This is a genomic window from Blastococcus sp. SYSU DS0753 (assembly GCF_054051175.1).
In genome coordinates this window covers 1-18,872 of the sequence record NZ_JBJHAT010000010.1, presented here as the reverse complement: position 1 = coordinate 18,872, position 18,872 = coordinate 1, and the positions used below count along the sequence as shown (strand labels likewise).

Here is an 18,872-nt window from a genome sequence, read left to right as displayed (position 1 = left end):
GCCACCGTACGGACGACGGCAGGGGAGAGGAGCGGGATGGGCGAGGACGGCATGCCCGGGCGGAGCCGCACGGTGGACCTCGACGGACCGGTGCACTACCTCGACTTCGGGGGCCCGGAGGAGGGGCCGGTGGTCGTGCTGGTGCACGGGCTGGGCGGCTCGCACCTGAACTGGGACCTCGTCGCCCCGGCGCTGCGCGAGCACGCGCGGGTGCTGGCCCTCGATCTGCCGGGTTTCGGGCGCAGCGAGCCCGGCGGCCGCAGGGCCAGCGTCCCGGCCAACGTCGCCGTGCTGAACCGCTTCCTCGCCGAGGTCGTCGGGGAGCCCGCCGTTCTCGTGGGGAACTCGATGGGCGGCATGATCTCGATCCTCGAGGCGGGGGAGCACCCCGAGGCGGTGCGCGGACTGGTGCTGCTCGACCCGGCCGTCCCCGGCCCGCGGCGGGCGCTGGACCCGCTGGTGGCCGTCACGTTCGCGCTCTACGCGATCCCGTTCGTCGGGGAGCGCTTCCTGTGGTGGCGGCGGCAGCGCACGTCGGCCCTGGTCCGCGTGCACGACATGCTGGAGCTGGTGGGCGTCGACCCCGAGCAGGTGCCCGCCGACGTCATCGACCGGTCGGTCACCCTGATCGAGGAGCGCCGCGACGTCCAGGGGATGGACCGGGCGTTCCTCGCGGCGGCCCGCTCGGTGCTGCGGGTGCTGGCCGATCCGCGTCGCTACCGCGCCGCGATGGCGTCGATCGACGTCCCGGTGCTGCTGGTCCACGGCGACCGCGACCGGCTGGTGCCGGTGCAGGCGGCGCGGGACATCGCGCGGCAGCACGCCGCGTGGCGGTACGCCGAGTGGGCCGGCGTCGGCCACGTGCCCCAGCTGCAGGAGCCGGAGCGCCTGGTGGCCGAGGTGCTGGACTGGATGCGCGACGCGCGGCTCGTCGGCTCCCGCGCCTAGCTCCCTCCGTCCGGGCGGAGCGTGTCGCGCAGCGCCTCCAGCCCGGTGTAGCGCGGCCGCCAGCCGAGCTCCTCGCGGGCCCGCGTGGTGTCCATGATCGCCGGCCGGGTGGCCGCTTCGACCCACTCGGCCACCGGCGGCAGGAACGGCAGCCGGGAGACCGCACGCGCCGCGGCCTGCGCGGGCGCGGCGGGCGTCGGGATCGCGATCGCGCCGAACTCCCGGGCCACGTCCGCGGCGGTGAGGACGCCGTCGCCGGCGATGTTGTAGGCGCCCGGCGGTCCCGCGCCCAGGACGCACAGCAGCAGCGCCTGCCCGACGTCGTCCTCGTGGACGAACTGCAGCGGGTGGCGTGGCACCAGCAGCGGCACGGGGACCGGCAGCCGCCGCGGCCGGTCGAACAGCAGGCGGCCCAGCGGGGCGAGCGGGCCGGGCAGCACGTCCTTCCCGCCGATGGCGTGCGGACCCACCACCACCGGCGGGCGGAGCAGGTAGAGCGCCAGATCGGGGGCCGCCGCCACCTCGTCCTGCAGCAGGTGCTCGAGCTCGGCCTTCTCCTGGGCGTAGAACAGCCGCGCCGCCGGGCGCACCGGCCACTCCTCGGAGATCAGCTCCGGGTTGTCGCGGTGGAAGCCGTAGGCGGCGACCGAGGAGGCGTAGACGAACCGCCGGGCGCCGACCGCCGACGCCGCGCGGAAGACGTTCAGCGTGCCGTCGACGTTGATCGCCCGGGTCGTCTCCCGGGAGGCGTTGCCGGTGATCAGGAAGGCCAGGTGGACGACGACGTCGGCACCGGCGAACGCCTCGCGCAGCCCCTCCGGGTCGCGCACGTCGCCCTGCCGGTAGCGCATCTTGGTCCAGCCCCGCTCGGCCGGGTCGAACGGGCGGCGGGCGATGCCGATGATCGACTCGACGCGGTCGTCGTCCTGCAGCAGCGGCACGAGCCCGGCGCCGAAGGTGCCGGTCGGCCCGGTGACGGCCACGGTCAGCCCGCGCCCCCCGGCGCTCACCGGGCGGCTGCCCGGGCCTTGGTGGTCCCGCCGGTGGGCTGCTCCACGTCGGGCGTGGCCTCCGCCGCGCGGGCGAGCTCGAGCAGCTCCTCGATGCCCCGCCGGATGCCCCCGGAGAGGACGTCGACGTCGGGGAAGGCGTCGAAGTCGGCGTTGAGGCCGAAGGTCATCGTGTCGAGGTAGCTGAAGATCCCGATCGAGCAGCGGATGCCGCCGGCGATCGGCACGTAGGCGTGGGCCGAGCACATCCGCTTGCCGAGGACGTACAGCGGCACCCGGGGGCCGGGCACGTTCGTCGTCACCGCCTGGCACCACATCTGCCCGGCCTGCATCGCCGAGCGCACCCCGACGGAGAGCAGGGTGGGGGCGACGAAGTCGCCCATCGAGATGATCGTCGGGACGTCGACGGCCTGCATCGCCCGCTTGTACTCGTCCATCTGCCCGCGGATCGAGCGCAGCCGCGACACCGGGTCCGGGTCGCCGACGGGCAGGTCGACGAAGACGCAGGCCACCCGGTTGTTCAGCGATCCGCGCTGCTGCTCGGAGCGGACCGAGACCGGCACCATCGACCGCACGACGAGGTCCTCGGAGGAGAGCTCGCCGCGGCCCTGGAGCAGGTCGCGGAAGCCCTTGGTGATCGCGGTGAGGACGACGTCGTTGACCGTGCCGCCGAGCGCTGTGCGCACCGACCTGAACTCCTCGAACCGGCCCTGGGTCCACGCCCAGCGACGGTGCGGCCCGATGTGCCCGTTGAGCGAGCGGGCGGTGGGGGTGACGGCCTGCTTGGCCAGCGACGGCAGGGCGCCGGCCAGCGTGCGCCCGGACTCGGCGAGGCCGCGGACGTTGCGGGCGGCGCTCCCGACGGAGGGCAGGCTGGTCAGCGTGCGCAGCGGCTGGGTGGCCGCCTCGGTGACCGCGCCGGCGACCAGGGCCAGCGAGGAGGGGTCGCGCCGCGGCGTCCAGTCGCGGGGGTCCTCGTGGGTGGCGTCGGGGTCCAGGTCGAACATCAGCTGCATGAGGTCGGTGCCGGCGACGCCGTCGACCATGCAGTGGTGGACCTTGGAGATGAGCGCCCAGCGCCCGTCGGCCAGGCCCTCGACGAGCCAGAGCTCCCACAGCGGCTTGGCCATGTCCAGCCGCTGGCCGAGCACCCGGCCGGCCAGGTTGCGCAGCTGCTCGTCGCCGCCCGGGGAGGGCACCGCGGTGTGCCGGACGTGGTACAGGATCTGGAAGTGCGGGTCGTCGACCCACATCGGGCGGCCCAGCTGCAGCGGCACCTCCCGCACCCGCTGCCGGTACCGCGGCACGCGCGGCAGCTTGCTGAGCAGCAGCCGGACCACGTCGCCGTAGCTGGGCGCCGGCCCGTCGAACACCGCCACCGACCCCACGTGCATGGGGGTGTTCTCGCTCTCGGCGAAGTAGAACCCGCTGTCGAGGGCACTCATGCGGTCCACGTCTCACTCCTCGCCGCCCTGGTCGCTCTGCTCGGACCTGGGCCTCGCACGTCCCGGATGGTGGCCGCCGAACGAATCTGCGCCCCTCCGTGCACGCACTCGACGGTGTGGCGGCGGCCACATCTTCCCGTGCCCCGTATCCAGCAGGTCAACCGGCCTTCCGGCGCTCGACCTCGATCCGGTCGAGCAGGTCGGTGAACGCGCGGTCGACCACCGCCGCGCGGGTGAGGTTGACGCTGTGCCCGGCCCCGGGGACGACGACCAGCTCGGCGCCCGGGCCGACCGCCTCGGCGATCCGCCGCCCGTGGGCCTCGGGGGTCAGCCGGTCGTGCGTCGCGGCCACCACCGTCACCGGCACCCGGCGGAGGACCTCCAGCGCCGCCGTCTCGTCGTGGTCGAGGAAGGTCGCGTAGAACGCCATCGTCACCGGTAGGGGCGTCTCTTCCAGCAGCTGCTGCACCAGGCGCACGCTGCGCGGGTCGGCGTCGTCCTTGCCGAACAGCAGCCGCCGGATGGCCCGCCGGCCGAGGAAGGTGCCCCGCCGGCGACGTCGCTCCAGCGCCGGGGCCAGCCGCTGCAGCAGCCAGAGGTAGAGCGGGAGCAGCCGCAGCCGGCGCATCAGCGTGACCACCGTGGCCAGGACGCCGGTGCTCACCAGTCCACCGGCCGAGGTGGCCAGCAGGAAGGCGCCGACGATGCGGGTGCCGAACAGCTCGGGCCGCTGCCGGGCCAGCGCGAGGATGCTCATCCCGCCCATGGAGTGGCCGGCGAGCACCACCGGCCCGGTGGGGGCGACGGCGTCGAGCACCTCGCCGAGGTCGCGGCCGGTGCGGTCGATCGTGGCCCGGGTCAGGGGCGTCCAGCCGGAGCGGCCGTGGCCGCGCTGGTCCCACAGGACGAGCCGGGCCCGGTCCCGCAGCGCCGCGCGCTGGGGCTCCCACTCCGCCAGCCGCGCGGTGAACCCGTGGCAGAGGACGACGGTGAGCGGGGCGACTTCCCTGCCGTCGAACTCCACGTGCAGGTCGCAGCCGTCGTCGGTGGTCACCGTCCGCGAGCCCGGAGGGGGCGGTCCGTCGAGCGGGGGCAGGGGCAGCAGCGGGGGGTCGGCGGGCACGGCGCCATCCCATGGCCTCGGAGCGTGGCGCGCAACCGGCCGGCTCAGTGGCCCCCGCGGCGCCCGGGTGCGGTCTCCCGCACCAGGCGACGGGCGGCGTCGACCTCGCGGGCCACCGGGGCCAGCACCCCCTCGGCGTGCAGCTCCGCGTCGTCGGGCACGACCGACCGCCGGACGTCGTCCTCCAGCCCGCGGATCGCCCGGCGCAGGACGGCCACCTGGGCGAGGTCGGGGGCCGGCTCCCCGCCGCGGCTGGCGATGACGGCCTCGGTGACGGCGTCGGACGCGCGTTCCAGCTGCACGATCACCGGCCACCACGCGGCCGCCCGCGTGCTGATCGGCGGTGGCTCGGCCAGGCGCCGCTGCAGCTGGGTCTGCAGCTCGGTGAGCGCGCGGTAGCTGCGCCTGCGGGCGCGGCGGCGCTCGGCCGGGCTGCCGGTGAAGGCGGCCGCCACGAACGCGTCCAGGGCGCGGGCGGCGTCGCGCAGCGCCTCGTCCAGCGGGGCGCGCCAGGTCTGCGGCCACAGCAGGTAGCCGAAGACCAGCACGATCGCGCAGCCGATCAGCGTGTCCAGCAGCCGGGCACCGACGAGCCCCGGCCCGGCAGGCAGCGCCAGATCGAGCAGCAGGATGATCAGCGGCGTCTGGAAGACGGAGAACAGGCCGAAGTTGGCGTTGCGCGCCCACGGCAGCACCGCGGCCGCGCCGGCCAGCGCCACGAGCACCCACCCGTTGCGGGGGAGGGCCGCGAGGAGGGCGGAGCCGAGCAGCACGCCGAGGAGGGTTCCGGCGCCCCGCTGCACCGCCCGGGTGAACACCGAGCCGAAGTCGGGCTTCAGCACGATCGCGACGGTCAGCAGGACCCAGTACGGCCGCTCGATGGGCAGGTACTGGCGGGCGATCTCCGCGACGGTCATGCAGAGCGACAGCCGGACGGCGAAGCTGCGGGCGTCGGCGCTGGCGAGCGTGCGGTCGGCCAGATCGTGGAGGCGGGTGCGGAGGTCGGGCCGGGCCACCGCCGCGGCCGCCGCGCCGGCCCGTTCCTCCGGGTCGCCCACCACGTTCCACACGAGCCGGACGCCGTGCCGGACGGCCCGCACGGCCGGATGGCCCTGCTCGAGGGGGGCGGGGCGCTGCTCGACCAGCTCGCCGCGGCCCGAGACTGCCGCCGCCAGCGCGTGCGCGGCGGCGACGTCCTGCGGATCCGGGGGGATGCCCGCGCGCGCGGCGGCCACGGCGCCCTCCACGAGCGGCGCCGCCGCGTTGAGGACGCCGGCGAGTTCCGAGAGCTCGCGGCTGCGGCCCGCCGACCGGCTGCGGCTGCGGATGACCCGGTCGTAGGCGGCGTTGAGGGCCGTGGTGAGCGCCCGCCGGGCCTCGGGGGCCGCGTCGCTGCCGACCGCCGCCAGCAGCTCGCCGATGCGGGTGAAGACGGCGGCGACGGCGGACCGGTCGGGGTCCAGCGGCTCGGTCCGGTACTGCACCAACGCCGTCAGGGTCGCCCACGCCGCACCGCAGAGGAAGAAGCCGACCTCCGCGGCGGCCGTGAGCGGGGTGACCAGCCCCGAGGCGAGCGCCGTGTAGATCAGCAGCTGCAGCGCGCCGAGCGACAGAGCCGCGTTGACCGCGCTGACCAGCGCCGCGGCCGCCGACAGCGCCGCGATGACGGCCACCGGTGCCCACCCGCCACCGGTCGCGAACTGGCCGGCCAGCAGGCCCAGCATGCCGAAGAGGGTCGCCGCCCCGATCCGGCGGAGCCGGTCCCGGAGCGGGCCGGGCTGGGGCGCCAGGCTCGCCGCCAGCGCCCCCATCGTGCCGAACACGCCGGCGCCCAGCGTGACGGCGGAGTCCAGGCCGCCCATGGCGACGGCGAGGGCCAGGGGGGCGGGGATCGAGACGGCGAACCGGGCGACGTCGCGCCACGGGACCGGCGGGGGCGTGGTGCGCACCAGCTCCTCGAGCCAGGCGGGGGCCCGCAGCGATCGCTCCCCACGCCGCCGCACCACGCTCCGAAGCTTGGCACTCCACCGGACCGGCCGTGCGCACCCCCGCCTACCCTGACCAGCCGTGACCGTGCAGCTCGGGAAGGTCCTCGCCGCCCTCGATGCCCGCTACGACCCGGCCCTCGCCGAGGGGTGGGACGCCGTCGGGCTGGTCTGCGGCGACCCCGCGGAGGAGGTGCGGCGGGTGCTGTTCGCCGTGGACCCGACCGCCGCCGTCGTCGACGAGGTGGTGCGAACCGGTGCGCAGCTGCTGGTCACCCACCACCCGCTGTTCCTCAGCCCGGTGCACGGTGTGCCGGCCGACGACCCGCGGGGGCGGCTGGTGCACCGGCTGGTCCGGGCGGGCGCCGCGCTCTTCGTCGCGCACACCAACGCCGACCGGGCCCCGCGCCACGGGGTCAACGACGCGCTGGCGGCGGCGCTCGGCCTCGCGGAGGCCGTGCCACTGGAGCCCACCGCCGCGGATCCGCGGGCCGGGCTCGGCCGGGTGGGCCGGCTGCCGGAGCCGATGACGCTGCGCCGGTTCGCCGAGCACGCCGCTGCCGCGCTGCCCGCCACGGCCGGAGGTGTCCGGGCGGCCGGTGACCCCGACCGGCGGATCGCCACGGTCGCGGTCTGCGGCGGCAGCGGTGGCTCGCTGCTGGGTGCCGCCGCCGCGGCCGGGGCCGACGTGCTGCTCACCAGCGATCTGAAGCACCACCCGGTGTCCGACGCGCTGGAGGGGGCCGGGCCGGCGCTGTGCGACGTGGCGCACTGGGCCTCGGAGTGGCCGTGGCTGCCGGTGGCCGCCGACGTGCTGCGCCGCGACCTGGACGGCGCGGTGGAGGTGGCCGTCGCCACCCCGCGGACCGACCCGTGGACCTGTCGCGCCGACGCCCCGGCCGCGGGCTGACCGGGGCGGTCCGCGCGGTCAGCCGTGACCGGCGGCCCGCAACGCCTGCACGCAGCTGCGCTCGAGCGCGCGCTGGCGGCGGATCCGGGCGAGCAGGCCGGGGACCGGCTCCAGCTGCCTGGTCGCGGCCGGGCGCACGTCGGTGAGCCGGCCGTCGGCGTAGCGGCCGGAGGTGGTGTGCACGGTCCACCGCTCGACGTCCGGCACGGAGAGCTCCTGCCCGACCAGCACCGCCGGGCCGGCCACCGCCGGCGGTCCACCCGGCAGCGCGAGCGGATCGGCGTCCCAGTCGGGGACCCGGACGGTGCGCACGTGCAGGCCACCGTCGTCGACGGCCAGGACGGCGTCGGCGGGGCCCTCGCGCCGGTCGACCGGGACGACGGCGTCCGGGTCGAGGACCAGCACCAGGCGCGGCAGGTACCACCAGTGCTCGCGGCGGAGCATGTGCGAGTCGGCCAGCGCCCGCGACGGTGGGTGCTTGCGCAGCTCCTGGTCGAGCAGCTCCTCGCTGAACAGCTCGCCGTCGCCGTCCTCGACCAGCGTGAGCCGCCCGGTGAACGCCAGGGGTGACCACCGCGCCCCGGTGAGCCGTGGCTCGGAGAGGACCAGCGCGGCCGAGCCGGCGGCCGCGGCGGCGCGGGCGGTCGCCACGTGCGCCCAGGGCAGCGCGACCGCCGGCCGGCCGCCGAGGGCCAGCGGGACGACGCCGGTGGCCCCCGGGGGCCCGTCCGGCGTGGACCACAACAGTTCGGCCACACCCGCGGCGTGGAGCGCGGCCAGACTTGTGGGGTCCATGGGCTGAGTGTTCACTCCCTCCGACGGCGGCGACGAGGCCGCCCGTGGACCAGGGGGTTCTGCCGTGCCCGCGTTCGTCGTGGCCGCCGTGGTCGGGGTGCTGTTCTTCCTCGGCTACCGGTACTACTCCAGCTACCTGGCCCGGAAGGTGTACGCCCTCGACCCGGCGTTCGTCACGCCGGCCCACCAGTTCAACGACGGCAACGACTTCGTGCCGACGAACAAGCACGTCCTGTTCGGCCACCACTTCACCTCGGTGGCCGGGGCGGCCCCGATCGTCGGCCCGGCGATCGCGGTCTTCTGGGGCTGGGGCCCGGCCCTGACCTGGATCGTCCTGGGCACCATCTTCGCCGCCGGCGTGCACGACTTCGGCGCGCTCGCGGTGTCGGTCCGGCACAAGGCCAAGAGCATCGGCACGCTGGCCGGCGAGGTCATCAACGGCCGGGCCCGGAAGCTCTTCCTGGCGATCATCTTCTTCCTGCTCACCCTGGTGAACGCGGTCTTCGCCGTGGTGATCGGGAACCTCTTCGTCGCCAACCCGGGTGCGGTCATCCCGATCGTGCTGGAGATCCCGCTGGCGATCTTCATCGGCGTCTACATCTACCGGACGCGGTCCTCGGCGCTCATCCCGTCGATCGTCGGCGTGGTCGTGCTGTACGCCCTCATCCTGGTCGGGAACGCCTTCCCGATCTCGCTCGACGGGCTCGCCGACGCGCTGGGGGTGGAGCAGACCCGCAACGTCTGGGTGGTCCTGCTCTTCGCCTACACCTGGATCGCCTCGCGCATCCCGGTGTGGGTGCTGCTCCAGCCGCGCGACTACATCAACAGCCACCAGCTCTTCATCGCCCTCGGCGTCATCGCCCTGGGCGTCATCGTCGGCATGAACACCATCCAGGCGCCGGTGGTCAACGACGTGCCCGAGGGCTCGCCGAGCTTCTTCCCCTTCCTCTTCATCACCATCGCCTGCGGGGCGATCTCCGGCTTCCACTCCCTGGTCTCCTCCGGCACGACGTCCAAGCAGCTGGACAAGGAGACCGACGCTCGCTATGTGGGCTACATGGGCGCGGTCGGCGAGGGGTCGCTGGCCACCGGTGCCGTCCTGGCCGCCACGGCCGGCGTCGCCGCCTCGCAGGCGGACTGGGAGGCGCTCTACCCGGACTTCGCGACCGCCTCCAGCGGGGCGACCGGCAACTTCGTCAACGGCGTGGCCCAGTTCGCGAACAACATCGCGATCCCGCTCGACCTCGCGACCATCTTCGCCGCCGTGGTCGTGATCAGCTTCGCCGCCACCACCATGGACACCGGCGTGCGGCTGCAGCGCTACGTCGTCCAGGAGATCGGCGAGCTCCTCGGCATCCGGGCGCTCTCCCGCAACCTCACGGTCGCGACCACCATCGCCGTCCTGATCCCGCTCGGCATGGCGCTGATCCCCGGGGAAGGGGAAGCCGGGTACACCTTCGGGGTCCTGTGGCAGCTGTTCGGGACCACCAACCAGCTCACCGCGGGCCTGGCGCTGTCGGTCATCGCCGTGTGGATCACCCGCCGGGGCCGCAACCCCCTCGCCGCGCTCATCCCGCTGGTGTTCCTGCTGGTCATGACGTCGTGGGCGCTGATCGTCAACCTGCGCAACTTCATCGAGGCCGAGGACTGGGTGCTGGCGCCGCTGGACGCGCTGATCTTCGTCCTGGCGGTCTGGCTGATCGTGGAGGCGGCGCTGGCCCTGCGCACCGCCTACCGCGAGCGGCCGTCGACCCCGGTCGACGGATTCGGGACGGGGGAGCCGGACGCCGTGGCGAAGGCCAACCCCGAGGTCGGCGAATCGACGGCCGGGCCCACGGAGGGGCCGGCCGGGACCTCGCGCAGGTGACCTCGCGGGTCGTCCTCGTCCGCGGCTCCCGGGCCGCGGGCGGGAGCGGCGGTTGCTGCAGCGGCGACGTGCGCCCCTTCGACGACGGCGGCTCGCACACCCACGCCCCCCGGGCGGACCCGGTGGGGGAGGTGTACCGGGCGCTGCGGGCGCGGCTGCCGGCCGACGTCGCGATCGAGGTCGTCTCGCCGTCGAACTGGCTCTGGCTGCTGCCGGAGCTGGTGAGGGCCGGGCGCCGCCGCGGCCTGCGGGGCGCCGCGCTGCGCCGCTCGGTGCGTGCGGGGATGGCGGTCGAGTCGCTCGTCGTCGACGGCGCGGTGCTCGCCTCCGGTGGCCTGCCCGCGCCCGCGGCCGCCGTCGCCGCGGTGGAGGCGGAGCTGGCGCTGCGGTGACCCGGCCGCGGTCGGGTCACCGGCGCGGGACCCGACCGGGGCGCGGGTAGGTTGAGCGCGTGAAGGTCGACCATTTCGAGCAGCAGAAGCTCCTGGAGCTCGCGGCGGAGGACGTCGCCCTGACCCAGCTCGCGCACCGGAAGCGGACGCTGCCCGAGGCCGCGGCCGTCGAGGCCGCCGCGGAGACCGAGCGGTCGCTCGGGGACGACGTCGTCCGGGCCGAGACCGAGGTCCGCGACCTGCAGCGGGAGGTGTCCCGCCTGGAGGCCGACGTCGAGACGGTCCGGCAGCGCGCGACCCGTGACCAGCAGCGCCTGGACGCCGGTGGCATCACCGCGCGGGAGACCACCAGCCTGCAGCTGGAGCTGGAGTCGCTCGCCCGGCGCCAGGCGACCCTGGAGGACCAGGAGCTCGAGCTGATGGAGCGCCTGGAGACCGCCGAGTCCACCCTGCGGGCGGCGCAGGAGGCGCTCGAGCAGGCGCGGGCCGATCGGGAACGCGCCGAGCAGCTGCGCGACGACGCGCTCGCCGACGTCGCCGACTCCACCACCCGGCACGAGAGCGCGCGCGCCGCGGTCGCCGGGGGCCTCTCCGCCCCGCTGCTGACCCTCTACGACCGGGTCCGCGCCCAGACCGGCAGCACCGGGGCGGCGATGCTCCGGGCGCGGCAGTGCCAGGGCTGCCGGCTCGAGCTGAACGGCCGCGAGCTGGCGGCGGTCCAGAAGGCCGACCCCCACGAGGTGGTCCGCTGCGAGAACTGCGGGCGGATCCTGGTGCGCACGGCCGAGTCCGGGCTGTGACCCGCCGGTTCGTCGTCGAGGCCGACGGCGGCTCCCGCGGCAACCCCGGGCCGGCCGGCTACGGCGCGCTCGTGCGGGACGCGGACACCGGCCGGGTGCTCGCCGAACGCGCTGCGTCCGTGGGGCGGGCCACCAACAACGTGGCCGAGTACGGCGGCCTGGTCGCCGGGCTGCAGGCGGCGCTGGACCTCGACGCCTCCGCCGAGGTCGAGGTGCGGATGGACTCCAAGCTGGTCGTCGAGCAGATGTCGGGCCGCTGGAAGATCAAGCACCCCGACATGCAGCAGCTGGCGCTGCAGGCCCGCGCGATCGCGCGGAAGCTGGGCGGGGTCCGCTACACCTGGGTGCCCCGCGCGCAGAACGGTGCCGCCGACGCCCTCGCCAACAGCGCGATGGACGGCAAGCCCGTGCACCGCGACGCCGCCGCCGAGCCCAGCGTGGCCGAGGACGACGTCCAGCCCACGGCGGAGCCCGCCCCGGTGGTCACCACGGTCACCCACCTGCTGCGCCACGGGCAGACCGAGCACACCCCCGAGCGCCGGTTCAGCGGCCGCAACGAGCTGCCTCTGTCGCGTACCGGGCGGGCCGAGGCCGAGGCGGCGGGGGAGCGGGCCGCCCAGCTGGGGATCGAGGTGGTCGTCGCGTCACCGCTGCGCCGGACGCGGGAGACCGCCGAGATCGTCGCCGCGCGGCTCGGGCTGCCGGTGGAGTTCGACGACGACCTGCGGGAGCTGGACTTCGGCGACCTGGAAGGGCTGACCTTCGACGAGGCCCGCGCCCGGCACCCGCTCGCGGTGCGCCGGTTCATGGCCGACGTGACGGTGGCGGCGCCCGGCGGGGAGTCGATCGCCGAGGTCAGCGCCCGGCTGGCCGGTGCGCGCCGGCGCATCCTGACCCGGCACGCCGGGAGGACGGTGCTGGTGGTCAGCCACGTCACGCCGATCAAGCTGCTGCTCGCGGCCGGGCTCGGGGTCGGCGACGACGTCGTCCACCGGGTCTTCCTGGAGGCCGCCTCGTTGTGCACCGTCGCCTGGAGCTCCGACGGGCGCACCTCGGTGCGGCTGGTGAACGACACCGCGCACCTGCGCTGACCGCGGTACGGCGTTCAGACCCCCACGAACAGGTACACCGACACCGCGACGCCGAAGGTCACGATCGTCACGCGCAGCGGCGTGGTGGGGATGCGGCTCGCCAGCCGCGCTCCGAGGAAGCCGCCGACGAGGCCGGCCGGGGCGGCAACGGCGACGACGGTCCACTCGACCGGCCCGAAGACGCCGAACACCACCAGCGTCACCGTGGCGGTGACCGCGGACAGCGCCGACTTCAGCGCGTTGGCGAGCTTGAGCCGGTGCAGCCCGATGCCGAGGACGCCCACCAGGATCACCCCGAGCGCACCGCCGAAGTAGCCGCCGTAGACGGTGGCCAGGAACAGGGCCAGGTACAGCCAGGCCGGGTCGCGGCCGGGCCCGGCGGCGAGCTGACCGGCCAGCCGTCGGGTCACCAGCGGCTGGAGGGCGAGCAGCAGGCTGGCCAGCAGCACGAGCACAGGGACCACGGCGTCGAAGGCGTCGGACGGCGTGGTGAGCAGCAGGACGCTGCCGCCGAGCCCGCCCAGGGCGGCCACCGCGCCGAACCGGAGCAGGCGCCGGCGCTGGCCGGCGTACTCGGCGCGGAAGCCGGCGACCCCGCCGAGGTAGCCGGGCCACTGCGCCAGCGAGTTGGTGACGTTCGCCGCGACAGTGCCCAGCCCCAGCGCGACGAGGGTGGGGAAGAGGATCAGCGAGCCGCCGCCGGCGATCGAGTTGACCCCGCCGGCGAGGAACGCGACGCCCGCGACGACGAGCAGGTCGACGGCGGACACGGCGGACACGGCGGACACGGCGGTGCAGCCTACGGTGGGCGCGTGCGGAGGCCGGCGAGCGCGACGTGGCTGGGAGCCCTGCTGGGTGGGTCGGGGGTGCTGCACCTGGTGCGCCCGCGTACCTACGAGTGGCTGGTGCCGCCGGAGCTGGGCGACGCCCGGTCGTGGGTGCTCGCCAGCGGGGTGGCCGAGATCGGTACCGCCGCCCTGCTCGCGGCGCCGCGCACCCGGCGGGCCGGCGGCTGGTCGGCCGCCGCCCTCCTGCTGGCGTTCGTGCCCGCGCACCTGCACCACGTCCGGCTCGGCCGCGGGAAGCCGGCGGTGCTGGCCGCCGCCGCGGTGCGGCTGCCGCTCCAGGTGCCGATGGTCTCGGCGGCGCTCCGGGTGGCCCGCGGCCGCTGACCGCCCGGGGCCGACGCCGGCACGGCAGACTCGACCCGTGCCCGCACCGATGCCCGACGACTGGCAGCGCGCCCTCGTCGTCGCCGCCCACCCCGACGACATCGAGTACGGCCTCGCCGCCGCGGTCGCCGTGTGGACGGCCGCGGGCAAGGAGGTGCGCTACCTGCTCGCCACCCGCGGCGAGGCGGGGATCGCCGGGATGCCGCCGGCGGAGGCCGGGCCGCTGCGTGAGGCGGAGGAGCGTGCGTCGGCCGCCGTCGTCGGGGTGAGCGAGGTGGAGTTCCTCGACCTCCGGGACGGCGTCCTGGTGGCCGGGCCCGACCTGCGGCGCGAGCTGGCGGGCGGCATCCGGCGGCACCGGCCCGACCTGGTGGTCACCACCTGGGGCGGGGACACCTGGACCCTGCCCGGGGTCAGCCCCGCCGCCCTGAACTCGCCCGACCACCGGGCGCTCACCCGCAGCGTGCTCGACGCGGTCGCCGACGCCGCCAACGAGTGGATCTTCCCGGAGCTCGCGGAGGACCCGTGGTCGGGCGTCCAGTACATCGCGGTGCAGGCCATGGGCGGTGAGCCGCCGCACGCGATGGACGTCAGCGGGGGAGTGGAGCCCGCGGTCGCGTCGCTGGCCGAGCACCGGCGGTACCTCGCGGCGCTGTCCGACGAGCCGGTCGACGAGCAGGCACGGCGACAGATCGACATGTCGACCCTGACCGAGGACGGCGGCCGGCAGGTGGGCTTCACGCTCTACTGGGGATAGCCCCCGACCGCGGGCCGGCGCGGCGGCGCGCCCCGGCTGGGACGCACCGTCGGCGCGGTGCCGTCAGCGGCGGCGGCCGCTGAAGCGGCTGATCAGTCGCTTGAGCAGGTTGGCCTTGACGAGTCCCGAGATGAGTCCCATGGCGGTGCCTCCTCCGTCCGGTGATCGGTGTGCGGGCCGCTTCCTACCCGGGTGGTCCCTGGTCCATGTGCCGGCGGCCTAGACTGGCCGGTACGACGGACGAGTCGGCTGGGCGGTCGCGTCGGCGGGGGAGACCCCGTCGCCGAGGAACGTCCGGGCTCCACAGGGCAGGGTGGTCGTTAACGGCGACCCGGGGTGACCCGCGGGACAGTGCCACAGAAAACAGACCGCCAGCGCTCGCGCTGGTAAGGGTGAAACGGTGGTGTAAGAGACCACCAGCACGCCGGGTGACCGGCGTGGCTCGGTAAACCCCACCCGGAGCTAGGTCAAGAAGGAGCGGCGGTTCTCCGCCGTTCCGCGCAGGCGTTCGAGGGCGGCCCGCCCGAGCCTGCGGGTAGACCGCTGGAGCCTGCCGGCAACGGCAGGCCTAGATGGATGACCGCCCATCGGGAGGCCGCAAGGCGCCCGTGGACAGAACCCGGCGTACAGGCCGACTCGTCCGTCGTCCTTCCGCCGGGGCGCCCGTGTGCGGCCACGCGGGGACGGTGGTGCAGGCGAGACGACGTTTCCGCGGGAACGCCTGCGGACAGCGGCCCGCCTCGGCTGCCGGTGGAGACGGCGGCAGCGCCACAGGATCTCCGGTAGGGCTCACCGTCCCTGAGGTCACCGCCTGCGTCGGCTCGGTCCCCGCGCTCGTGACGGCGGCCGACCACTCCGGTGACGAGGAGCACGAGCCAGCCGGCCACCGTCGCGGCCCTCACCGCGATGTCGAAGGCCGACGTGTCGCCGGCGAGGAGGTCCCGGATCAGGAACGAGGCCGCGCCTACGAGGAGCAGAGACGCCATCACCAGGAACCACGGCTCGCTGCGGACGTCGCGTGCGCCTCGACCCGTCACGCAGCACAACCTAGAAGGCCGACGGTGCTGGCGACCAGCGCACGAGGCGCTTCCGGCCGACGGTGGGAGCGGCAGGCGGCACGAGTCGTCACCGCGTGCCGGGTCCGGCGCTTGCGACGTCCGGGAACGTGCCCGTGCGGGCAGTCGGTGTCGGGCGCTGGTCGGGTGGCGGTCACCCGGGGTTGGCCCATCGGCTGCCCGGGCGTCGTCTTCGCTGGTCAGGGTCGGGGCACCTGTCCCGCTACCCCTGGAGCTCCCGTGTCACCCCGCGCCCGGCGTCTCACCTGCACGTTCCCTGCCGCCGCCCTGATGCTCGCCGTGACCGTCGCCCCTGCTGGTGCGAAGCCGGCGCCCGCGCCGGTCTTCACCGAGCTGGCCACGTTCGAGGTGACCGGTGAGGTCGCCGAGATCCTCGCGGTGACCCCCGACGGCCGGACGCTGCTCTACACCGACTCGGCCACCGGCGAGGTCGGGCTGGTCGACCTGACCAGACCCGCCGAGCCGACGGCGATCGGCAGCGTGCAGCTGGGTGGGGAGCCCACGTCGGTGACCGTCACCCGCGACGGGCGCCACGCCCTCGCCGTGGTCGACACCAGCACCTCGTTCACCGCCCCGTCGGGGGAGCTGGCCGTCATCGACCTGCGCACCCGCGCCGTCGTCCGGACCATCGACCTGGGCGGCCAGCCCGACTCCATCGCGATCAGCCCCGACGGTGCGGTGGCGGCGGTCGCGATCGAGAACCAGCGCGACGAGGACCTGGAGGTCGACGGCGTCGAGGGCGGTCTGCCGCAGGCGCCTGCCGGTTTCCTGGCCGTCGTGGAGCTGCACACGACGCCGGAGCGGTGGACGGTCGACCGGGTCGAGCTGACCGGGCTGGAGGGCGCCCTGTACCCGGACGACCCCGAGCCGGAGTACGTCGACATCGACCGCCGGGGCATCGCGGCGGTGACGCTGCAGGAGAACAACGCAATCGCCCTGGTCGACCTGCGTTCCCGCACGGTCGTCGGGTCCTTCTCGGCCGGGACCGTGACGCGCACCGACGCCGACACGTCCGACGACGGCGTGATCGCGTTCGACGACGCGCTGACCGCTCCCCGGGAGCCCGACGCCGTCCAGTGGACGCCGGGGGGCAACCTGGTCACCGCGGACGAGGGCGACCTGGCCGAGGAGCCCAGCGGCGGTCGTGGCTGGACCGTCTTCTCCCCGGACGGGGAGGTCGTCTCGACCTCCGGGGGAGCGGCGGAGCAGGCCCTCGCCGCGGCGGGCCGCTACCCCGACGGGCGCAGCGACGACAAGGGCGCGGAGTTCGAGGGCGCGGAGGTCGCCACGCTCTACGGCACCACCTACGCCTTCATCGGGTCCGAGCGCGGGGACGCCGTCCTGGTCTACGACCTCGCCGACGAGGGCGCGCCCGAGCTGCTGCAGGTGCTGCCCACCGGGGAGGCCCCGGAGGGGCTGCTTGCCGTCAAGCGCGGCCACCTGTTCCTGACCAGCAACGAGGACGACGGGACCATCTCGCTGTTCCAGCTGACGAAGCCCTGAGCTCCCGGGCCGGGGGCGCCCACCGCGCCCCCGGCCCGGGTGGTCAGGCGGCGACGGCGGTGACGAAGGTGCAGATGCCCTCGCCGGAGTCCGCCCGATGCCGTATCCCGATCAGCCAGAGCAGTGCGGTCTCGATCCGGTGGGCCAGCTTGCGCGGCCCCTCGTACCAGGTGCTGCCGCCGGTGGTCACCTGGACGTCCCGGAACCCGGCCAGCCGGATGTGCTCGACGAGCATCCAGTCGGGGAGGATCGAGATGTGGCCGGGCTGGTAGTAGTGCCCGGGCCCGAAGATGAACGGGGCGCCGCGCAGGAACATCTTCAGCCGTGAGTGCGGGTGGGTGATGTTCGGGGTGCTCACGACGAGCCGGTCACCCGGCCGGAGCAGGGCCCGGATCGAGCGGAGCACCTGCCGCGGGTTCTCCACGTGCTCGAGCGTCTCGACGCACATCACCAGGTCGAAGGGGCCGCGGGTCTCCTCGGTCCACTGGGGGTCGTCGAGGTCGAGGCGGTGGATCCAGTCATGCGGCGGGTCCAGGTCGGTGGGGACGACGTCGAACCCGGCGTCCCGGAGCCGGCAGGCCAGCGCCCCGCAGCCGGCACCGACCTCCAGGATCCGGCCGCCGGTGGGCAGGGCCCGGCGTGCCAGCTCGACGGCGTACTCGTGCACTCCCGGGGCGGCGTGGATGCCGTGCCCCTGGTACGACCCGGTCGCGGCGGTTCGGGACGTGGTGGTGCGCTCGTCGGCGGTCACCTTCGGGAGTGTGACCCAGCCGCCGCGTGCCCGCTCGTCGCGGCGTCGGCCGGGCCTGGGGGCGGGCCTGTGCCAGGGTGGGCGCGTGCAGACCCCGGCCCGGTTGGTCGCCCCGTGACGGGAGCGGTCGTCGCCGTCGCCGCGGTCGGTGGCCTGCTCGTGGGCGCGGCCGCGAACCGGGCCGCGGGCGCCTTCCCGTGGGGCGCCGCCGACGAGGCCACCCGGCGGTCCGCGGTGCGGCCGCCGGTGCTGGAGCTGCTCACCGCGGGGCTGTTCGCGCTCCTGGCGCTGCGGCTGGGGGCGGTCGCGGAGCTGCCGGCCTTCCTGGTCGTCGCCGGGGCGGGCGTGCTCCTCGCGGTGATCGACCTCCGGCACCGGCTGCTGCCCGACCGGGTCACCGGTCCGGCCGTCGTGGCGACCGCGGTGCTGCTCACCGGAGCGGCAGCGGTGGAGGGCTCCTCGGACGCGCTGCTGCGGGCGGGGCTGGCGGCCGCCGCGCTGTTTTGCGGCTACCTGGTCCTCGCGCTGATCTCGCCCGCCGGCCTCGGCATGGGCGACGTCAAGCTGGCCGGCCTGCTCGGCCTGCCGCTGGGCTGGCTCGGCTGGCAGGCGGTGCTGCTGGGGGCGCTGGCCGGCTTCGTGGTCCAGGCCGCGCTGGCGCTGCTCCTGCTCGCCGCGCGGCGGATCGGGCTCAAGGGGGAGCTGCCGTTCGGGCCGGCCATGCTGCTCGGTGCGGCGATCGCGGTCGCCTGGAGCGGAACGCCCCCCGCCTGACGGCGACGCCGGCGGTGACGCTGGGTCACCAGCGGACCGGAGCCGTCCCTCGATGGGCGGAGTGCCGTCCCTGGATCGGGTGACCCGCCCTCAAGCCCCGGTGTGTTCCGCACGACAACTCCCTCCAACGCCGCGAGGCCGGATCGCCCGATCCGGACCCGACGGCCCGCAACCGGAGGAGCACCGCATGCTGATCAACGCCTACGCCACCCTGGCCAGCCTCGTCGCCGTCGCCCAGGACCGCCTCAAGAACGAGGAGAAGGGCGCCACCGCCGTCGAGTACGGCCTGATGGTCGGCCTCATCGCCGTCGTGATCATCGGCGCCGTGACCCTGCTGGGCACCGAGCTCAAGGGTCTGTTCACCGACGTCACGGACAGCATCCCCGACGCCCCCGCGGCCCCCTGACCACTCGCTGCTGCGCGACGACGTAGCGGAACCGGCGCAGCGGCCCTCGTCCCGAGGGCCGCTGCGC

The 18,872-nt window shown here is 75.3% G+C and carries 18 protein-coding genes and 1 other RNA gene; 12 read left to right on the top strand and 7 right to left on the bottom strand.

What is annotated here, in order from left to right:
• Positions 1-36: 36 nt before the first annotated feature.
• Positions 37-948 (top strand): alpha/beta fold hydrolase, encoded by a 912-nt coding sequence (locus ACI799_RS10060; RefSeq protein WP_456588995.1) that lies wholly within the window; start codon positions 37-39, stop codon positions 946-948.
• On the opposite strand, the gene ACI799_RS10055 is transcribed toward ACI799_RS10060, so the two are convergent.
• From ACI799_RS10055 to ACI799_RS10040, 4 genes are all read right to left on the bottom strand, one after another.
• Positions 945-1,958: an NAD-dependent epimerase/dehydratase family protein gene (locus ACI799_RS10055; RefSeq protein ID WP_456597668.1), complete on the bottom strand. Its 1,014-nt coding sequence runs from the start codon at positions 1,956-1,958 to the stop codon at positions 945-947. The genes ACI799_RS10060 and ACI799_RS10055 overlap by 4 nt on opposite strands.
• The gene (locus tag ACI799_RS10050; protein WP_456589065.1) at positions 1,955-3,403 is read right to left on the bottom strand and encodes a WS/DGAT/MGAT family O-acyltransferase; all 1,449 of its coding nucleotides are present in this window, start codon (positions 3,401-3,403) and stop codon (positions 1,955-1,957) included. Before ACI799_RS10050 ends, ACI799_RS10055 begins: the two co-directional genes overlap by 4 nt.
• 157 nt (positions 3,404-3,560) lie before the next feature.
• Complete coding sequence (locus ACI799_RS10045) at positions 3,561-4,526, bottom strand: alpha/beta fold hydrolase (protein WP_456612994.1); 966 nt, start codon at positions 4,524-4,526, stop codon at positions 3,561-3,563.
• Between the two features lie 44 nt (positions 4,527-4,570).
• Positions 4,571-6,532: an FUSC family protein gene (locus ACI799_RS10040; protein ID WP_456599174.1), complete on the bottom strand. Its 1,962-nt coding sequence runs from the start codon at positions 6,530-6,532 to the stop codon at positions 4,571-4,573.
• A gap of 61 nt (positions 6,533-6,593) precedes the next feature.
• Between ACI799_RS10040 and ACI799_RS10035 the strand changes: the two genes are divergently transcribed.
• Positions 6,594-7,421 carry a Nif3-like dinuclear metal center hexameric protein gene (locus tag ACI799_RS10035; protein WP_456599175.1) on the top strand — a complete coding sequence of 276 codons (828 nt, stop codon included), beginning with the start codon at positions 6,594-6,596 and terminating at the stop codon, positions 7,419-7,421.
• A gap of 18 nt (positions 7,422-7,439) precedes the next feature.
• On the opposite strand, the gene ACI799_RS10030 is transcribed toward ACI799_RS10035, so the two are convergent.
• Complete coding sequence (locus tag ACI799_RS10030) at positions 7,440-8,216, bottom strand: hypothetical protein (protein ID WP_456597664.1); 777 nt, start codon at positions 8,214-8,216, stop codon at positions 7,440-7,442.
• Between the two features lie 64 nt (positions 8,217-8,280).
• On the opposite strand from ACI799_RS10030, the gene ACI799_RS10025 reads away from it, so the two are divergent.
• Genes ACI799_RS10025 through ACI799_RS10010 form a run of 4 tightly spaced genes read left to right on the top strand, consistent with a single transcriptional unit; the run spans position 8,281 to position 12,366 of the window.
• Complete coding sequence (locus ACI799_RS10025; RefSeq protein ID WP_456612993.1) at positions 8,281-10,083, top strand: carbon starvation CstA family protein; 1,803 nt, start codon at positions 8,281-8,283, stop codon at positions 10,081-10,083.
• Positions 10,080-10,475: a hypothetical protein gene (locus ACI799_RS10020; protein ID WP_456612992.1), complete on the top strand. Its 396-nt coding sequence runs from the start codon at positions 10,080-10,082 to the stop codon at positions 10,473-10,475. The genes ACI799_RS10025 and ACI799_RS10020 overlap by 4 nt, the downstream gene beginning before the upstream one ends.
• A 59-nt stretch (positions 10,476-10,534) precedes the next feature.
• Entirely contained in the window at positions 10,535-11,275 is a 741-nt protein-coding gene (locus ACI799_RS10015; protein WP_456589003.1) for a zinc ribbon domain-containing protein, read from the top strand.
• Positions 11,272-12,366, top strand: coding sequence for a bifunctional RNase H/acid phosphatase (locus ACI799_RS10010; RefSeq protein ID WP_456589004.1), 1,095 nt, complete (start codon positions 11,272-11,274; stop codon positions 12,364-12,366). Before ACI799_RS10015 ends, ACI799_RS10010 begins: the two co-directional genes overlap by 4 nt.
• A 14-nt stretch (positions 12,367-12,380) precedes the next feature.
• On the opposite strand, the gene ACI799_RS10005 is transcribed toward ACI799_RS10010, so the two are convergent.
• Positions 12,381-13,154 (bottom strand): sulfite exporter TauE/SafE family protein, encoded by a 774-nt coding sequence (locus tag ACI799_RS10005; RefSeq protein WP_456589005.1) that lies wholly within the window; start codon positions 13,152-13,154, stop codon positions 12,381-12,383.
• Positions 13,155-13,178: 24 nt separating this feature from the next.
• Here ACI799_RS10005 and ACI799_RS10000 point away from each other — a divergent pair, with 24 nt between their 5' ends.
• The 4 genes from ACI799_RS10000 (at position 13,179) to ACI799_RS09985 (ending at position 16,874) form a co-directional block, all read left to right on the top strand.
• Positions 13,179-13,538, top strand: a complete 360-nt coding sequence (locus ACI799_RS10000) for a DoxX family protein (protein WP_456599178.1) — start codon at positions 13,179-13,181, stop codon at positions 13,536-13,538.
• 37 nt (positions 13,539-13,575) lie between these two features.
• A complete protein-coding gene (locus ACI799_RS09995) occupies positions 13,576-14,295 on the top strand; it encodes a PIG-L deacetylase family protein (protein ID WP_456599179.1) in 720 nt (239 codons plus the stop codon).
• 241 nt (positions 14,296-14,536) lie between these two features.
• Positions 14,537-14,938: RNase P RNA component class A (rnpB, locus tag ACI799_RS09990), an RNA gene on the top strand.
• 703 nt (positions 14,939-15,641) lie between these two features.
• Positions 15,642-16,874 (top strand): choice-of-anchor I domain-containing protein, encoded by a 1,233-nt coding sequence (locus ACI799_RS09985; RefSeq protein WP_456612991.1) that lies wholly within the window; start codon positions 15,642-15,644, stop codon positions 16,872-16,874.
• Positions 16,875-16,917: 43 nt separating this feature from the next.
• Here ACI799_RS09985 and ACI799_RS09980 read toward each other — a convergent pair whose 3' ends face one another.
• Positions 16,918-17,625 (bottom strand): class I SAM-dependent methyltransferase, encoded by a 708-nt coding sequence (locus ACI799_RS09980; RefSeq protein ID WP_456612990.1) that lies wholly within the window; start codon positions 17,623-17,625, stop codon positions 16,918-16,920.
• 114 nt (positions 17,626-17,739) lie between these two features.
• On the opposite strand from ACI799_RS09980, the gene ACI799_RS09975 reads away from it, so the two are divergent.
• Both ACI799_RS09975 and ACI799_RS09970 read left to right on the top strand, forming a co-directional pair.
• Complete coding sequence (locus ACI799_RS09975) at positions 17,740-18,399, top strand: prepilin peptidase (RefSeq protein ID WP_456612989.1); 660 nt, start codon at positions 17,740-17,742, stop codon at positions 18,397-18,399.
• 187 nt (positions 18,400-18,586) lie between these two features.
• A complete protein-coding gene (locus tag ACI799_RS09970; protein WP_456612988.1) occupies positions 18,587-18,805 on the top strand; it encodes a Flp family type IVb pilin in 219 nt (72 codons plus the stop codon).
• Positions 18,806-18,872: the final 67 nt, after the last annotated feature.

Bases quoted from the DNA above. Each gene is read 5' to 3' on its own strand.
- ACI799_RS10050 (WP_456589065.1), bottom strand. From the start codon at position 3,403: ATGAGTGCCCTCGACAGCGGGTTCTACTTCGCCGAGAGCGAGAACACC.
- ACI799_RS09985 (WP_456612991.1), top strand. From the start codon at position 15,642: ATGCTCGCCGTGACCGTCGCCCCTGCTGGTGCGAAGCCGGCGCCCGCG.
- ACI799_RS09970 (WP_456612988.1), top strand. From the start codon at position 18,587: ATGCTGATCAACGCCTACGCCACCCTGGCCAGCCTCGTCGCCGTCGCC.
- ACI799_RS10030 (WP_456597664.1), bottom strand. From the start codon at position 8,216: ATGGACCCCACAAGTCTGGCCGCGCTCCACGCCGCGGGTGTGGCCGAA.
- ACI799_RS10060 (WP_456588995.1), top strand. From the start codon at position 37: ATGGGCGAGGACGGCATGCCCGGGCGGAGCCGCACGGTGGACCTCGAC.